We start from the raw sequence: 12755 nt of genomic DNA on the forward strand, positions 1-12755 counted from the left end.
TCGAGCTTCTAGCCCATCACCGAGAGGCACGGCGGATGCCGGCACAAGGCCGGCATGACGGTTGGAAGGAAGAAGCTTAGTCCTCCTCGGCGATCCGCACCTTCAACCCATCGAGGTGATCGCCGAACTCGATCTGGCACGACAACCGGCTATTCTCGTCGCGGTCGGCGGAGGAATCGAGCAGATCGTTTTCGTCCTCGCTCATCGGTTTCAGTTTGGCCGCAAATTCCGGGTCGACATGGACGTGGCAGGTAGCGCAGCTGCAGCAGCCGCCGCACAGCGCCAAAACCTCATCAATCCCGGCGTCACGGATCACTTCCATCACCGAAAGCCCGGACTCGCCCGTGATTTCCTGTTCTTCCCCGTCGCGCGTCACGACGATAAGCTTGGGCATGTCTTTCCTCCGTCCGGTTGACAGGCGCCATGCCGTGCCCGGGCGCATCGATCAAGGTTTCGCACAAGGTTTCATATGGTCCAGACCGTAAAGTCGTTGAACGCTGCACTCGACACGCTCGCCGGAATCGAGCCGGCGTTCGCCGTCGCGCTGCAGCGCGCGGGCTATCCACCGCCGCGCGTGCGCGACCGCGGCTATGCCACCTTGCTGCGCACGATCATCGGCCAACAGGTGTCAGTAGCGGCGGCGCAATCGATCTGGAACAAGCTCGAGGCGCAGGTCGGCGACCTGACCGATCCCGCCACTATCGCCGCGGCAAGCGACGAGCAGCTCCGCGCCGCCGGCCTGTCGCGGCAAAAGGTGAGCTATGCGCGCAGCCTGGCCGAGGAAGTGACGAGCGGGCGGCTCGACTTCGCGCAATTGCCTGAGGATGATGAGGAAGCGATCGCGCAGCTGGTCGCGATCAAGGGGATCGGTCGCTGGTCGGCGGAAATCTATCTGTTGTTCGCCGAAGGGCGCCCCGACATCTGGCCGGCCGGTGATTTGGCGGTGCAGATCGAGATCGGCCGCATCCTTGGGCATGACGAGCGGCCGGCCGAAAAGTTGATGCGCGATCTGGCGGAAGCCTGGCGCCCGCACCGAGGCGCGGCGGCGATCCTGGCTTGGCATCATTACAAGGTGGACATGGACGTGATTTAGCGTGTGCCGGCGCCCCAAGGCCTTAATCCTCCCCCGCTAGGGGGAGGTGGCGCCGAAGGCGACGGAGGGGGCGGAAAGCAATCAACTCTCGTTTCTTAGCCGCCCAAGCGCGACCTCGACGATCTGACGAACAACGCCTTCCATATTGGTCAGCACTTCGATCGCGGGATAGCGCAGGACACATAACCCCTGCGCCGCAAGCCATGCATCGCGAACGGCATCCCGCTCTGGACGGTCGCCACGGGCGTGCGCCTCGCCATCGACTTCGATCGCGATTTCTGCAGCCGCACAGTAAAAATCCAGCACGTAATCGTTCACCGCATGCTGCTTGCGAAAGTGCAAGCCCGCCCCGTTTTGGCGTAGCGCGAGCCAGAGGCCGATCTCGGGTGGCGTCATTTCCTTGCGTAGCCGCTTTGCATTGCGCTTGCCACTACCCGAACCTTCGAGCCGCATCGCTTCCTCCCCTTCCGTCAGTCCCCGCTCCGCGTGGACTGCCACCTCCCCCTGGCGGGGGAGGATTAAGTGTGACGCCTGACGACCGCACCCGCCCCGCCGAGCTTCTTCTACCCCGCCCGCGTCCAGGTCATCGTCTGGCAGAAGATCGCGATGCAGCCCTGGACCTTCAGATTGGCGCCGTCGCGAGCGACCAATGCGCGATAGGTCTTGCCGGTCTTGGGGTCGTAGATCTTACCCTTCCAGCCGTCGCCCGACGACGACAGCTCGGTCAGGATCGGCAGGCCGACCAGCGGGCGGGTCTTGAGCTTGGGATCGGGGTTGAGCGAATCGACCCAGGGCTTGCCGGCCGGTGGCCCCTTGATCACTTTGACGACGCGGCCGCAGATCGTGCCGCCGCAATCGCCGATCGCGACCACCGCGCCACCATCGGCGGTCAGCCACCGGCCGGCGATAGGCGATGCGGCGAACAGCGGGGCGGGGAGGGCGGCGGTGACGGCGGCGAGGCCGAGAAGGAGCGGGCGAATCATCGACTTTGGCATGAACGGGGACATAGCAGGCCTTTGTGCGGTTGAACGAGCCAACCGTTCATTGCGCCAAATCCACGCCCATCGGGCGCTGCATCGCGCGCCGCGATCGCCTAAGGCACAGACGAATCGGCATTCACGGGAGGCGATATGAGCGACGGCTGGACGATCGGGATCATCGGCGGATCGGGCCTCTATGCGATCGACGGGCTGGAGGATGCCGAGTGGCGCCGCGTCGACACACCCTGGGGCCAGCCGTCGGACGAGTTGCTGTTCGGGCGGATCGGACAGATCAAGCTGGTGTTCCTGCCGCGCCACGGTCGCGGCCACGTCATCCCGCCGTCCGAGCTCAATTTCCGCGCCAATATCGACGCGCTCAAGCGATCGGGGGTGACCGATATCCTGGCGATCTCGTCGATCGGGTCGCTCGAAGAGGATCTGCCGCCCGGGCATTTCGTCGTGGTCGACCAGTTCATCGACCGCACCGTGCATCGCGTGTCGAGCTTCTTCGGCACCGGCATGGTCGCCCATGTCAGCATGGCCTATCCGGTGTGTGAACGGCTGTCCGGCTTCGCCGCTGCGGCGGTCGAGACGGCGGGCGGCAAGGTCGCGACCGGCGCCACTTATCTGGCGATGGAGGGCCCGCAATTCTCCACCCGCGCCGAAAGCCTGCTCTATCGCGACTGGGGCGCCGACGTGATCGGAATGACCGCGATGCCGGAGACCAAGCTCGCGCGCGAGGCTGAGCTGCCCTACGCCCTGATCGGCATGGTGACCGATTACGATTGCTGGCGGGAGAGCGAAGCGCCGGTCGAGGTGGCCGAAGTAATCGCGCAGATGCACAAGAATGGCGAAGTCGCGCGCCGCACGGTCGAGGCGTTCGTCAAGGCTTTGCCCAGCGAGCGCACGCCGTCGCCGATCGACACCTGTCTCGACGTCGCGTTGATCACCGATCCGGCTAAGCGCGATCCCGCCTTGCTGGCGAAGCTCGACGCGGTGGCGGGGCGGGCGTTGCGGCGCTAGGAACGATCGGCGCCCGTGCGGCTTTGGTTGCGCGGATGCGAACAGGGACCCGAATGACGCCACCGCCGAACAGCGACGCGATCAGCACTGCCGCGCCTTTCGCGCGAGGACGGCCGTCGCTTGCCGAAAGCCATGCCAGCGTGCTGGTGCCGGCGACGGGCGCATGGCGGCGCTTCTTCGCCTTTGTCGGGCCGGGCTATCTGGTCGCGGTCGGCTATATGGATCCGGGCAATTGGGCGACCGACCTCGCCGGTGGATCGGCGTTCGGCTACACCTTGCTTGCCGTCGTCCTGCTGTCGAGCCTGATGGCGATCCTGCTCCAGACCTTGTCGGCGCGGCTCGGCATCGCGGCGAAGCTCGATCTCGCTCAGGCGTGCCGCGCGCGATACGGGCGCAAGACCACGATCGGTTTGTGGCTGTTGTGCGAGGTGGCGATCATCGCTTGCGATCTCGCGGAAGTGCTCGGCACCGCGGTCGCACTCAAATTGCTGTTCGGGCTGCCGTTGCTGGCGGGTGTGGCGATCACCGCGTTCGATGTGCTGCTATTGCTCTCGCTGCAACGGTTCGGCTTCCGCAAGCTGGAGGCGTTCATCGCCACGCTGCTGATCGTGATCGCCGGATGCTTCGCCTACGAATTGTGGCTGGCGCGGCCCGATTGGGGCGCGGTCGCCGGCGGGCTGGTGCCGCGGCCGGAAATCGTCACCAACCCGGCGATGCTGTACATTGCGATCGGTATTCTCGGCGCGACGGTGATGCCGCATAATCTCTACCTCCATTCGTCGGTCGTGCAGACGCGCAAGGTCGCGGCAAGCGACGAGCGGGGCGCGATCAGGCTGGCGACGATCGACACGATCATCTCGCTTGGTCTCGCCTTCCTGATCAACGCGGCGATCCTGATCCTGGCCGCATCGGTATTCCACACCTCGGGCCGCACCGACGTCGCCGATATCGAGCAGGCGCACAGTCTGTTGTCGCCGATGCTGGGCGCGGGGGCCGCCAGCGTGGTGTTTGCGCTGGCACTGCTCGCCTCGGGGCAGAATTCGACCATCACCGGCACGCTGGCGGGCCAGATCGTGATGGAGGGGTTCCTCGATTTGCGGCTGCCGGTCTGGCTGCGCCGCATCGTCACGCGCTTGCTGGCGATCGTGCCGGCGGCATTGGTGATCGGTATCGCGGGCGAGGGGTCGACAACCAGCCTGCTGGTGCTGAGCCAGGTCGTGCTCAGTCTTCAGTTACCGTTCGCGGTGGTTCCGCTGGTGATGTTCACCGGCGACCGACGGTTAATGGGCGAATTCGCCAGCCCGTGGGCGCTGCGCGCCGCCGCCTGGGTGGTCGCGGCGGCGATCATCGTGCTCAATATGAAGTTGTTGGTGGGGGTGGTTACGGGCTAGTTGGGGCGAAGCCGGGTCGTCGGTCCCTCTCCCGCGGGGAGAGGGAGGGAGCCGCCGAAGGCGGCGGAAGGGTGAGGGTAGGGTCAGGTCCTTATGGCTGGCCTCACCTTCCCACTCGGCTTTGCCGAGCGCGCCCCCTCCTCTCTCAAAGGGAGAGGAGATTCTGGCAGTCGCCTTGGCCGCTTAAATATCCCGCCCCCAATTGAGCGTGACCTTGGTCGCGCCGCGCACACTCTCGACCACCGCCATCATCGAACGCTTGCCGCCGTCGCGCGCCGAGAACAGGGACGGGGTCGACAGGGCTGGGACGAGACCATCGATCGCCGCCTTGTCGCGATACCAGGCGATGATTGCCTCGGGCGTGGCGCCGGTCGTGTAGATTACCGTGCCGCTCTCCCGATGCGGCTCGCCGGCGGGCCCCGAGACGCAGGTTTCGATGCGGGCATCGGCATAGAGCGGGACGAAATCGGGGAGCTTGCTGCAATCGGTCGGAGACTTGCTGGCGCCGGCGACGGCGGCGGCGGTGGCCGGCCCGCGTTCCTCGGCCGATTGATTGTCGTTGCCGGCCTCGCAGCCGCCCAGGCTGAGCACGGCGCCGGCGAGAATGATGCGGAGCCTCACCGGGCTCCTCTGCAGGATCGAGCGGCGGTGACGCGCGCCCGGCGGCTCACTTGGCCATCGACTGCAATTGGCCGAGATTGACCGAGGCGACCGCCGATTTCAGCGTGTCGATGCTGGGGGCCGATCCGCTCGCCTCGACCGAGAAGCGGCTCGCGACGAGGACCGAATAACTGCCCGATTTCGACTGGTTGTCCCACTTCTCCTCGACCATGTTGCCGCCCTGCATTTCGGACTTCTCATAGCCGGTCGTGGTTTGCTTGCTGGACGACGTGTTTAGCGCGCCGCCCAGGGTTGCAATGTTGCCGAGGACGCCGGTGTCGGTGACCGAGAGGCTGAAGCTCTGGTCACCCGACTGGAATTCGGCGCGGGCGTTGCTGCCGCCGATGCCGCCCGCGGCGCCGCCCTGATTTTCGACGCTGGTGCGGTTCCAGCCCGAAATCGAACCCGGCAGCAAATTCTGGAGCGCGCCCGGGTCGACTGCCTTGACCGCGCCGTTGCCGCCCTTGACCGACGCTTCCATAGAACTGCTGGCGGCCTGCATCTTCGCCGCTGCGTCGTTCAGCTTGCCGGTATCGAGCGTCGTCCCGCCGACGGTGATCGTGCCACCGCCGGCCGGCCCGAACGCATTCGGCGTCATGGCGAACATCGCGCCGCCGATCGCCAGCGCGATCATGCTGGCGACCACCATCGCGACTGCGCCCACGATGATCGAGACGATGATGAAGCCCGGTGCCTTGTCCTGCGGCACCTTCATCAGCATCGGGCCGCCGACCCAGAACAGATAGATGCTGTACAGGCCGAGGATGGCGAGGATGCCAAGGAAGGGCAGAATTCCGAAGATGCCGCAAATCCACGCGGCCGTGCCCGAAAAGGCCGCCGCCTTGAGCGCGGAAATCTGGCTCTTGGTGCCGCCGAAGCTCGGCGCGAGCGCATCGATGATCAGCGCCCAGACATAGGTCGAGGCAATGGCCAGCGCCCAGGTCAGAACAGCGGTGACGATCGCGCCGATCAGCGGCGGGCGCCAGGTGACGCCGAACACGCTCATCGGAAATACCTGGCTCTGGATCAAACGGGCGGCAGGGCCGATCGCTGCGAGCGGGGCCACCCATCCCATCAGGATGCCTTGCACCGTCATCGGTTCGGCATCGATCGCCGACCATTCGTCCTTGGGTTTCAATATCAGCCGCTGAATGCGCCCGATCATGCCGCCACCGCCGACCGGAGGCTGTCCGATATCCTTGGGAAATTCGCTCGCCATGATGCTGAAACCCCTTTCTTTTCCGCGCCGAAGCGCGCCGCTACCGTCACCTTCTGCCGCGTTCAGCGGCCTATTTATTGGATCGACCCGACATCGCCTGCCGTAACGGCAGCACGTCCTGGCGATGATACCATCGTTTTGCCGCCACTGGGAGCGTGATGTTGCGCCGGCGCAACCGATGACTACATGGCGGGCATGAGCGACAAGATGACGTGGCACGGCACGACAATTCTCTCCGTGCGCAAGAACGGCAAGGTGATCGTCATCGGTGACGGCCAGGTGAGCGCCGGCCAGACGGTGATGAAACCCAATGCCAAGAAAGTACGCCGCCTGGGCGACGGCAGCGTGATCGGCGGGTTCGCCGGCGCGACCGCCGACGCCTTCACCCTGTTCGAGCGGCTCGAGGCCAAGCTCGAACGCGCCAACGGCCAGCTGATGCGCGCTGCGGTCGAACTCGCCAAGGACTGGCGGACCGACAAATATCTGCGCAACCTGGAGGCGATGATGATCGTCGCCGACAAGGACGTGACCTTGATCCTGACCGGCAACGGCGACGTTCTCGAGCCCGAGGCGGGGATCGCCGCGATCGGATCGGGCGGCAATTACGCGCTCGCCGCCGCGCGCGCGCTGGTCGAATATGAGGAAGATGCCGAAACGATCTGCCGCAAGGCAATGAAGATCGCGGCCGAAGTCTGCGTCTATACCAACGACCGGCTGACGGTGGAGAGCCTCGACAGCGCAACCTGAACCTAAGCCCCTCCCCTTCAGGCGTTCGGGGCCGGTTGTGCCCCCGGCACAACCTGAATAGTCCGGGGGGACTATTCAACCCGAACGGGGTTGGGGTGGGGCAGTCACAAGCGACCCACTCTACGAGATATCCCCCACCCCTTACCCCTCCCCTGAAGGGGAGGGGCTGAAGAAGAAGAACATGAACGACAAACTGACTCCCAAGGCGATCGTCGCCGCACTCGACGCGCATATCATCGGCCAGACCGACGCCAAGAAGGCCGTCGCCGTCGCGCTGCGCAATCGCTGGCGCCGCCAGCGGCTGTCGGCCGATCTGCGCGACGAGGTGACGCCCAAGAACATCCTGATGATCGGCCCGACCGGGTGTGGCAAGACCGAGATTTCGCGCCGCCTGGCCAAGCTGGCCGACGCGCCCTTCGTCAAGGTCGAGGCGACCAAGTTCACGGAGGTCGGCTATGTCGGCCGCGACGTCGAACAGATCGCCCGCGACCTGGTCGAGGAAGCGATCCGGCTCGAGAAGGAGCGCCGCCGCGTTGCGGTCAAGGACAAGGCTGAGGAGGCGGCGATGAATCGCCTGCTCGACGCGCTGACCGGGCGCGACAGCTCGACCGCGACGCGCGAGGCGTTTCGCCAGCGCTTCAAGGACGGCCATCTGAACGAAACTGAGATCGAGATCGAGCTCGAGGCAGCGCCGCAAATGCCGTTCGAGATCCCGGGCGGCGGCCAGGTCGGGATGATCAATCTCGGCGAGATGATGGGCAAGGCGTTCGGCCAGGGCCAGATGAAGCGCCGCAAGCTGACTGTCCCCTCGGCTTGGGACAAATTGGTCGAGGAGGAAGCCGACAAGCGCCTCGACCAGGAAGACGTCGCGCGGGTCGCGCTGATCGATGCCGAATCCAACGGCATCGTGTTCCTAGACGAGATCGACAAGATCGCTGTCAGCGACGTGCGCGGCGGATCGGTCAGCCGCGAGGGCGTGCAGCGCGACCTCCTGCCGTTGATCGAGGGGACCACGGTTGCGACCAAATACGGGCCGATGAAGACCGACCATATCCTGTTCATCGCGTCTGGTGCGTTCCATGTTGCCAAGCCGTCCGACCTGCTTCCCGAGCTGCAAGGGCGCTTGCCGATCCGGGTCGAATTGAAGGGGCTGACCGAGGACGATTTCGTCGCCATCCTCAACGACACCAAGGCGTCGCTGCCCGAGCAATATAAGGCGCTGATCGCGACCGAAGGCGTCACGATCGACTTCACCGACGACGGCATCCGCGCGGTCGCCAAGATCGCCGCCGAAGTGAACGCCGCGGTCGAGAATATCGGCGCGCGTCGGCTGCAGACGGTGATGGAGAAGCTGATCGAGGAAGTGAGCTTCGACGCCGAGGACCGGTCGGGCACCAGCCTGACGATCGACGCGGCCTATGTCGACAAGCAACTCGCCTCGATCGCGCGTGACACCGACCTCAGCCGCTTCGTTCTGTAACCCCGCTTGCCCTTTGTGTCCGCCGCGTTAGCCTCGTGGCGGACATTTCGGGGGGAGCGGGATCAATGCGACGCATCGGGCTGATCGGGTTGACAGCATTGGCCGGGGCGGCGGGCGCGCAATCGCTGCCTCAGCCGCCGGTCGCGGCGAAGAAGCCGCATGACGTGAAGGCGCCGTTCGGCGCAATCCGTCAGGACGATTATTACTGGCTGCGCGACGACACGCGCAAGAATCCCGACATGCTTGCCTATCTCAAGGCCGAGAACGACTATACCGACGCCATGCTCGCGTCGACCAAGCAGCTGCAGGGCGAGCTGTTCGATGAGACGGTTGGTCACATCAAGCAGGACGACAGCTCCGTCCCCTATCGCAAGAACGGCTATTTCTATTATTCGCGGTTCGAAAAGGGCGCGAACTACCCGATCATCGCCCGGCGCAAGGGCAGCCTGACTGCGCCCGAGGAAGTGATACTCGATGAGCCGACAATGGCGACCGGCAAGACTTTTTTCCAGATCGGTCCGCCAACGGTCAGCCCCGACAATCGCCTGCTCGCTTATCCCGAGGATGTTGTCGGTCGCCGCCAATATGTGCTCCGGGTCAAGGATTTGACGACGGGCAAGACGCTCGACGACATGGTCGAGAATGTCGAGCCGAACCTGGTCTGGTCGGACGACAACAAGACCATCTTCTATGTCGAGAAGAACCCGGTCACTCTGTTGTCGACGCGGATCAAGGCGCACGTCCTGGGCACGCCGGCGGCGGCCGATCGGCTGGTCTATGAGGAAAAGGACACCAGTTTCTATATCGGCCTCTCGCGGACCAGCGACGATCGCTACGTCTGCATTGCCGCGCACAGCACGGTCAGCGATGAGCAACGCTGTGCGCCCGCGGCAGCTCCCGTGACCTTTCGTCCAATCGCGTCGCGTCAGCGCGATTTCCTTTATGATTCCGACCATATCGGCGGGCGCTGGCTGATCCGCACCAATTGGCAGGCGCCCAATTATCGCCTGATGAAGGTCGCCGATGCCGTGGCCCCGCGCGGCCGCGTCGCCTGGACCGATCTGGTACCGACCAATCCGGACGTCTTCATCGAAGGATTCAAGCCGTTCGACGGCTTTGTCGCGATCGAGGAACGGGCGGGCGGCAACAAACGGCTGCGGCTGTTGTCGAATGCCGGCAAGTCGAGCCCGGTCAAGTCGGATGAGCCGGCATATGCTATGGCGATCGCGGCCAACGAGGAAACCACGACGCCGTGGCTGCGCTACACCTATAACTCGCTTACCACGCCGACTATCACTTACGAAGTGAACGCGACGACCGGCGCACGCCGCGTGCTCAAACGCGTCGAGACACCTGGATACGACCCCGCCAATTACGTGACCGAACGCGTGTGGACGACCGCACGCGACGGCACGAAGGTTCCGGTGTCGTTGGTCTATCGCAAGGGCCTGGCGAAGGACGGCAGCGCCGCGATGCTGCAGATGGCATATGGCAGCTATGGTTATTCGAGCGATCCCTCATGGTCGCCATTGTGGGTGAGCCTGCTCGACCGTGGCATGGTCGTCGCGCTGGCGCACACCCGCGGTGGACAGGAAATGGGGCGCAAATGGTACGACCAGGGCCATTTGCTCAACAAGAAGAACACCTTCACCGACTTCGTCGACGTGACGCGCGATCTCGTCGCGAAACACTATGCCGCAAAGGGCAGGGTCGCGGCGATCGGCGGCAGCGCCGGCGGGCTGCTGATGGGCGCGGTCGCCAACATAGCGCCACAGGATTACCGCGTAATCATCGCCCAGGTACCGTTCGTCGACGTCGTCACGACGATGCTCGACGCCTCCATTCCGCTGACGACCAACGAATATGACGAATGGGGCAACCCAGCCGATCGGAAATATTACGACTACATGCTGAGCTACTCGCCTTACGATAACGTGCGCGCGCAAGGCTATCCGGCGATGTTCGTCACCAGCGGGCTGTGGGACAGCCAGGTGCAATATTACGAGCCGACCAAATGGGTCGCGAAGCTTCGCGCGACCAAGACCGACGCCAACCCTTTGCTGTTCCGCGTCGACATGAGCTCAGGCCATGGCGGCAAATCGGGCCGGTTCGAACGCTACCGTCAAAGCGCCGAATACGAGGCGTTTATGCTGCAACAGCTCGGTATTCCCCGCTGATCGCCAGCGGATTTCCGCCCGCTACTTCGCCTTAGCCGGCTTGTCATAGGGCGTGAACCTGCCCAGCCGGCAGTATGGGCCGGGGATGGTCAAGCCGGGCGTCAGCGCGCGGAAGTGATCGTTGCGGCATAGCTGGCTGCCGAATACATCGACGATCAGCGTGTCCGTCGGCCTGAGCCCCGGGCAAGTTCCGATCAGGTCGTTTCGCCAGATACGGCGGCCATTTTCGCGATAGATGATGGTCTTTGCATCGATCACCTGCGGGCCGTCGAGCCGCGAATGGTCGACGCAATCGACGGGCTTGCCTGCGATCCGTCCGGCAAGTGCGCTCTCGATGGTTTCCTGCCGCGGGGCGGCGGGTGCGGCGGCGCCAAGCAGGCCGAGCGCGGCGATGGGGATCAGCACGATACGCATGACGTTACTTCGCGCGATAGGTGACGAACGATCCCAACGCGCAGCTGCCCGAGGGAACCCGCGCCGTCGGCATCACCGTGCGTGCGATATCGCCGCGGCACAGCCGCCCGGTCGGCGACGTGGTGACCAGGATGTCGCCGCGCTCGACCGCCTCGCAGCCGCCGCCGGTATCGTTGACATATTTGAGCGACTTGCTGACGCTATAGACCAGGGTCCCGCCATAGGCCTTGAGCGACGAGGACTGGTAATTGTCCATACAGTCCCTGGTCTCGGTCGGCGTCAGCCCGGCGAGTTCTTTGCCCAACTCCGCCTGGGTCGCCGCCTTGGCATCGGCGGCGCGGGCGGTCTCGGCGGGCGTCATCGCGCAGGACGACAGCGCGATTGCCGCGACGGACAACGACGCGAGCGGAAAGATACGGTTACGCATATGCGGCTCCTTCGCATCCCCTCGGCTCGATCCTACACCGGTTCAGCCGCGGAATACATCCTTAGAGGCCCGCCTTTCGGCAAATTGTTCAACCGATTGTGCGCGCATGAACGGATTGGTGGCGCGTTCCAGTTCGATCGTCGTCGGCACCGTCGCCTCGCCACGCTCGCGCATCTTTTCCACCTGGCGCAATCGACCGGCGATCGCGTCATTGTCGGGCTCGGCGACCAACGCATAGCGCGCGTTCGACAGCGTATATTCGTGCGCGCAATAGACCGACGTTTCGGGCGGCAAGTCGGCCAGCCGCTGCAGATTGGCATACATCTGCTCAGCGGTGCCTTCGAACAAGCGGCCGCATCCCATCGCGAACAGGGTGTCGCCGGTGAAGGCCACCGCGTCGTCGGCCAAATGATAGGTGATATGCCCGGCAGTGTGCGCCGGCGTCTCCATCACCGTCGCGACATGCTTGCCCAGCGTCGCCGTGTCGCCTTCCGCGACCAGCCGGTCGGCGGTGGGGATCTTCGCGGCCTCGGCAGCCGGCGCGATCACCGGGGCGCCGGTCGCCTGCTTGATCGCTGCATTGCCGCCGGTGTGGTCGGGGTGCCAATGCGTGTTCCAGATCGCGCTGATCGTCCAGCCGCGCTTGTCCGCCTCGGCCAGCACCGGATCGGCCTCGGCGGGATCGACCACCATCGTCTCGCCGCTGTCGGGATCGTGGACCAGCCAGATGTAATTGTCGCTCAGCGCGGCAACGCGGACGATGTCGAGCTTGCTCATCTGCTTCCTTCCAGCGCCGCGGCGCCGAGCCGGGCGGTCAATTGTTCGGCGGGTTCGTCGCCGGCGAGCCGGACGCCTTGCCCCGCCCATAGCGGCGAATAGTCGCCGCGGCCGTCGGCTTCAGCCTTGGCGCGCAATTGCGCCAGCGCGGCGCTGGCATAAGGAAAGGGCGGGGCAAGTTCGCTGACCGGCCCCAGCGCTTCGATCAGCCGATTGCGCAGACCGCGCGCGAGTCCACCGGAGAACAGGTTGGTGAAGACACTATCTTCGGGCCCGGCTTCCGCCAGCCGCCGGCGGTGCACCGCGCTGGTCGTCGCTTCGGGCGTGCGGAGATAGGCGGTGCCGACCTGCACCGCCGCCGCGCCCG

At 64.9% G+C, this 12755-nt stretch carries 15 protein-coding genes; 6 read left to right on the forward strand and 9 right to left on the reverse strand.

Features of this window, described 5'->3' with window-relative positions; genetic code table 11:
* Positions 1-76: 76 nt before the first annotated feature.
* On the reverse strand, positions 77-394 hold the full coding sequence (locus tag SAS01S_RS15540; RefSeq protein WP_066810432.1) for a 2Fe-2S iron-sulfur cluster-binding protein: 318 nt from the start codon (positions 392-394) through the stop codon (positions 77-79).
* 75 nt (positions 395-469) lie between these two features.
* Between SAS01S_RS15540 and SAS01S_RS15545 the strand changes: the two genes are divergently transcribed.
* Positions 470-1093 carry a DNA-3-methyladenine glycosylase family protein gene (locus SAS01S_RS15545; protein WP_066810434.1) on the forward strand — a complete coding sequence of 208 codons (624 nt, stop codon included), beginning with the start codon at positions 470-472 and terminating at the stop codon, positions 1091-1093.
* A gap of 81 nt (positions 1094-1174) precedes the next feature.
* Here the strand turns inward: SAS01S_RS15545 and SAS01S_RS15550 are convergent, their stop codons facing one another.
* Together SAS01S_RS15550 and SAS01S_RS15555 are read right to left on the reverse strand one after the other, a co-directional pair.
* Entirely contained in the window at positions 1175-1546 is a 372-nt protein-coding gene (locus tag SAS01S_RS15550; protein ID WP_066810439.1) for an endonuclease domain-containing protein, read from the reverse strand.
* A gap of 110 nt (positions 1547-1656) precedes the next feature.
* The gene (locus tag SAS01S_RS15555) at positions 1657-2076 is read right to left on the reverse strand and encodes a DUF2147 domain-containing protein (RefSeq protein ID WP_245656932.1); all 420 of its coding nucleotides are present in this window, start codon (positions 2074-2076) and stop codon (positions 1657-1659) included.
* Positions 2077-2223: 147 nt separating this feature from the next.
* On the opposite strand from SAS01S_RS15555, the gene mtnP reads away from it, so the two are divergent.
* Positions 2224-3096, forward strand: coding sequence for an S-methyl-5'-thioadenosine phosphorylase (gene mtnP / locus SAS01S_RS15560; RefSeq protein WP_066810443.1), 873 nt, complete (start codon positions 2224-2226; stop codon positions 3094-3096).
* Between the two features lie 53 nt (positions 3097-3149).
* Complete coding sequence (locus SAS01S_RS15565) at positions 3150-4487, forward strand: Nramp family divalent metal transporter (RefSeq protein WP_066810445.1); 1338 nt, start codon at positions 3150-3152, stop codon at positions 4485-4487.
* A gap of 183 nt (positions 4488-4670) precedes the next feature.
* On the opposite strand, the gene SAS01S_RS15570 is transcribed toward SAS01S_RS15565, so the two are convergent.
* Together SAS01S_RS15570 and SAS01S_RS15575 are read right to left on the reverse strand one after the other, a co-directional pair.
* Positions 4671-5108 carry a hypothetical protein gene (locus tag SAS01S_RS15570; protein ID WP_066810447.1) on the reverse strand — a complete coding sequence of 146 codons (438 nt, stop codon included), beginning with the start codon at positions 5106-5108 and terminating at the stop codon, positions 4671-4673.
* A 46-nt stretch (positions 5109-5154) separates the two neighbouring features.
* Complete coding sequence (locus tag SAS01S_RS15575) at positions 5155-6366, reverse strand: Yip1 family protein (protein WP_066810449.1); 1212 nt, start codon at positions 6364-6366, stop codon at positions 5155-5157.
* A gap of 186 nt (positions 6367-6552) precedes the next feature.
* On the opposite strand from SAS01S_RS15575, the gene hslV reads away from it, so the two are divergent.
* The 3 genes from hslV (at position 6553) to SAS01S_RS15590 (ending at position 10770) form a co-directional block, all read left to right on the forward strand.
* Complete coding sequence (hslV, locus tag SAS01S_RS15580; protein ID WP_439646846.1) at positions 6553-7113, forward strand: ATP-dependent protease subunit HslV; 561 nt, start codon at positions 6553-6555, stop codon at positions 7111-7113.
* Positions 7114-7294: 181 nt separating this feature from the next.
* Positions 7295-8593: an ATP-dependent protease ATPase subunit HslU gene (hslU, locus tag SAS01S_RS15585; protein ID WP_066810451.1), complete on the forward strand. Its 1299-nt coding sequence runs from the start codon at positions 7295-7297 to the stop codon at positions 8591-8593.
* A 65-nt stretch (positions 8594-8658) separates the two neighbouring features.
* Positions 8659-10770, forward strand: coding sequence for a S9 family peptidase (locus SAS01S_RS15590; RefSeq protein WP_066810453.1), 2112 nt, complete (start codon positions 8659-8661; stop codon positions 10768-10770).
* Between the two features lie 21 nt (positions 10771-10791).
* Here the strand turns inward: SAS01S_RS15590 and SAS01S_RS15595 are convergent, their stop codons facing one another.
* The 4 genes from SAS01S_RS15595 to SAS01S_RS15610 all read right to left on the reverse strand — a co-directional run.
* Positions 10792-11184 carry a DUF6491 family protein gene (locus SAS01S_RS15595; RefSeq protein WP_245656933.1) on the reverse strand — a complete coding sequence of 131 codons (393 nt, stop codon included), beginning with the start codon at positions 11182-11184 and terminating at the stop codon, positions 10792-10794.
* Between the two features lie 4 nt (positions 11185-11188).
* Positions 11189-11611, reverse strand: a complete 423-nt coding sequence (locus SAS01S_RS15600; protein WP_066810458.1) for a hypothetical protein — start codon at positions 11609-11611, stop codon at positions 11189-11191.
* Positions 11612-11653: 42 nt separating this feature from the next.
* Positions 11654-12388, reverse strand: coding sequence for a hydroxyacylglutathione hydrolase (gene gloB, locus SAS01S_RS15605; protein WP_066810459.1), 735 nt, complete (start codon positions 12386-12388; stop codon positions 11654-11656).
* On the reverse strand, positions 12385-12755 hold a 371-nt coding region (locus tag SAS01S_RS15610; RefSeq protein WP_174544977.1), incomplete at its 5' end, for an NAD(P)H-dependent flavin oxidoreductase. The genes gloB and SAS01S_RS15610, both read right to left, overlap by 4 nt.

Origin of the sequence: Sphingomonas asaccharolytica NBRC 15499 (genome assembly GCF_001598355.1) — a bacterium.
Lineage (GTDB): Bacteria > Pseudomonadota > Alphaproteobacteria > Sphingomonadales > Sphingomonadaceae > Sphingomonas > Sphingomonas asaccharolytica.

What these genes read in the sequence shown, in the direction of transcription:
- SAS01S_RS15540 (WP_066810432.1), bottom strand. Translation starts at nt 394, where the DNA reads ATGCCCAAGCTTATCGTCGTGACGCGCGACGGGGAAGAACAGGAAATC.
- SAS01S_RS15545 (WP_066810434.1), top strand. Translation starts at nt 470, where the DNA reads ATGGTCCAGACCGTAAAGTCGTTGAACGCTGCACTCGACACGCTCGCC.
- SAS01S_RS15550 (WP_066810439.1), bottom strand. Translation starts at nt 1,546, where the DNA reads ATGCGGCTCGAAGGTTCGGGTAGTGGCAAGCGCAATGCAAAGCGGCTA.
- SAS01S_RS15555 (WP_245656932.1), bottom strand. Translation starts at nt 2,076, where the DNA reads ATGATTCGCCCGCTCCTTCTCGGCCTCGCCGCCGTCACCGCCGCCCTC.
- mtnP (WP_066810443.1), top strand. Translation starts at nt 2,224, where the DNA reads ATGAGCGACGGCTGGACGATCGGGATCATCGGCGGATCGGGCCTCTAT.
- SAS01S_RS15565 (WP_066810445.1), top strand. Translation starts at nt 3,150, where the DNA reads ATGACGCCACCGCCGAACAGCGACGCGATCAGCACTGCCGCGCCTTTC.
- SAS01S_RS15575 (WP_066810449.1), bottom strand. Translation starts at nt 6,366, where the DNA reads ATGGCGAGCGAATTTCCCAAGGATATCGGACAGCCTCCGGTCGGCGGT.
- hslV (WP_439646846.1), top strand. Translation starts at nt 6,553, where the DNA reads ATGGCGGGCATGAGCGACAAGATGACGTGGCACGGCACGACAATTCTC.
- hslU (WP_066810451.1), top strand. Translation starts at nt 7,295, where the DNA reads ATGAACGACAAACTGACTCCCAAGGCGATCGTCGCCGCACTCGACGCG.
- SAS01S_RS15590 (WP_066810453.1), top strand. Translation starts at nt 8,659, where the DNA reads ATGCGACGCATCGGGCTGATCGGGTTGACAGCATTGGCCGGGGCGGCG.
- SAS01S_RS15595 (WP_245656933.1), bottom strand. Translation starts at nt 11,184, where the DNA reads ATGCGTATCGTGCTGATCCCCATCGCCGCGCTCGGCCTGCTTGGCGCC.
- SAS01S_RS15600 (WP_066810458.1), bottom strand. Translation starts at nt 11,611, where the DNA reads ATGCGTAACCGTATCTTTCCGCTCGCGTCGTTGTCCGTCGCGGCAATC.
- gloB (WP_066810459.1), bottom strand. Translation starts at nt 12,388, where the DNA reads ATGAGCAAGCTCGACATCGTCCGCGTTGCCGCGCTGAGCGACAATTAC.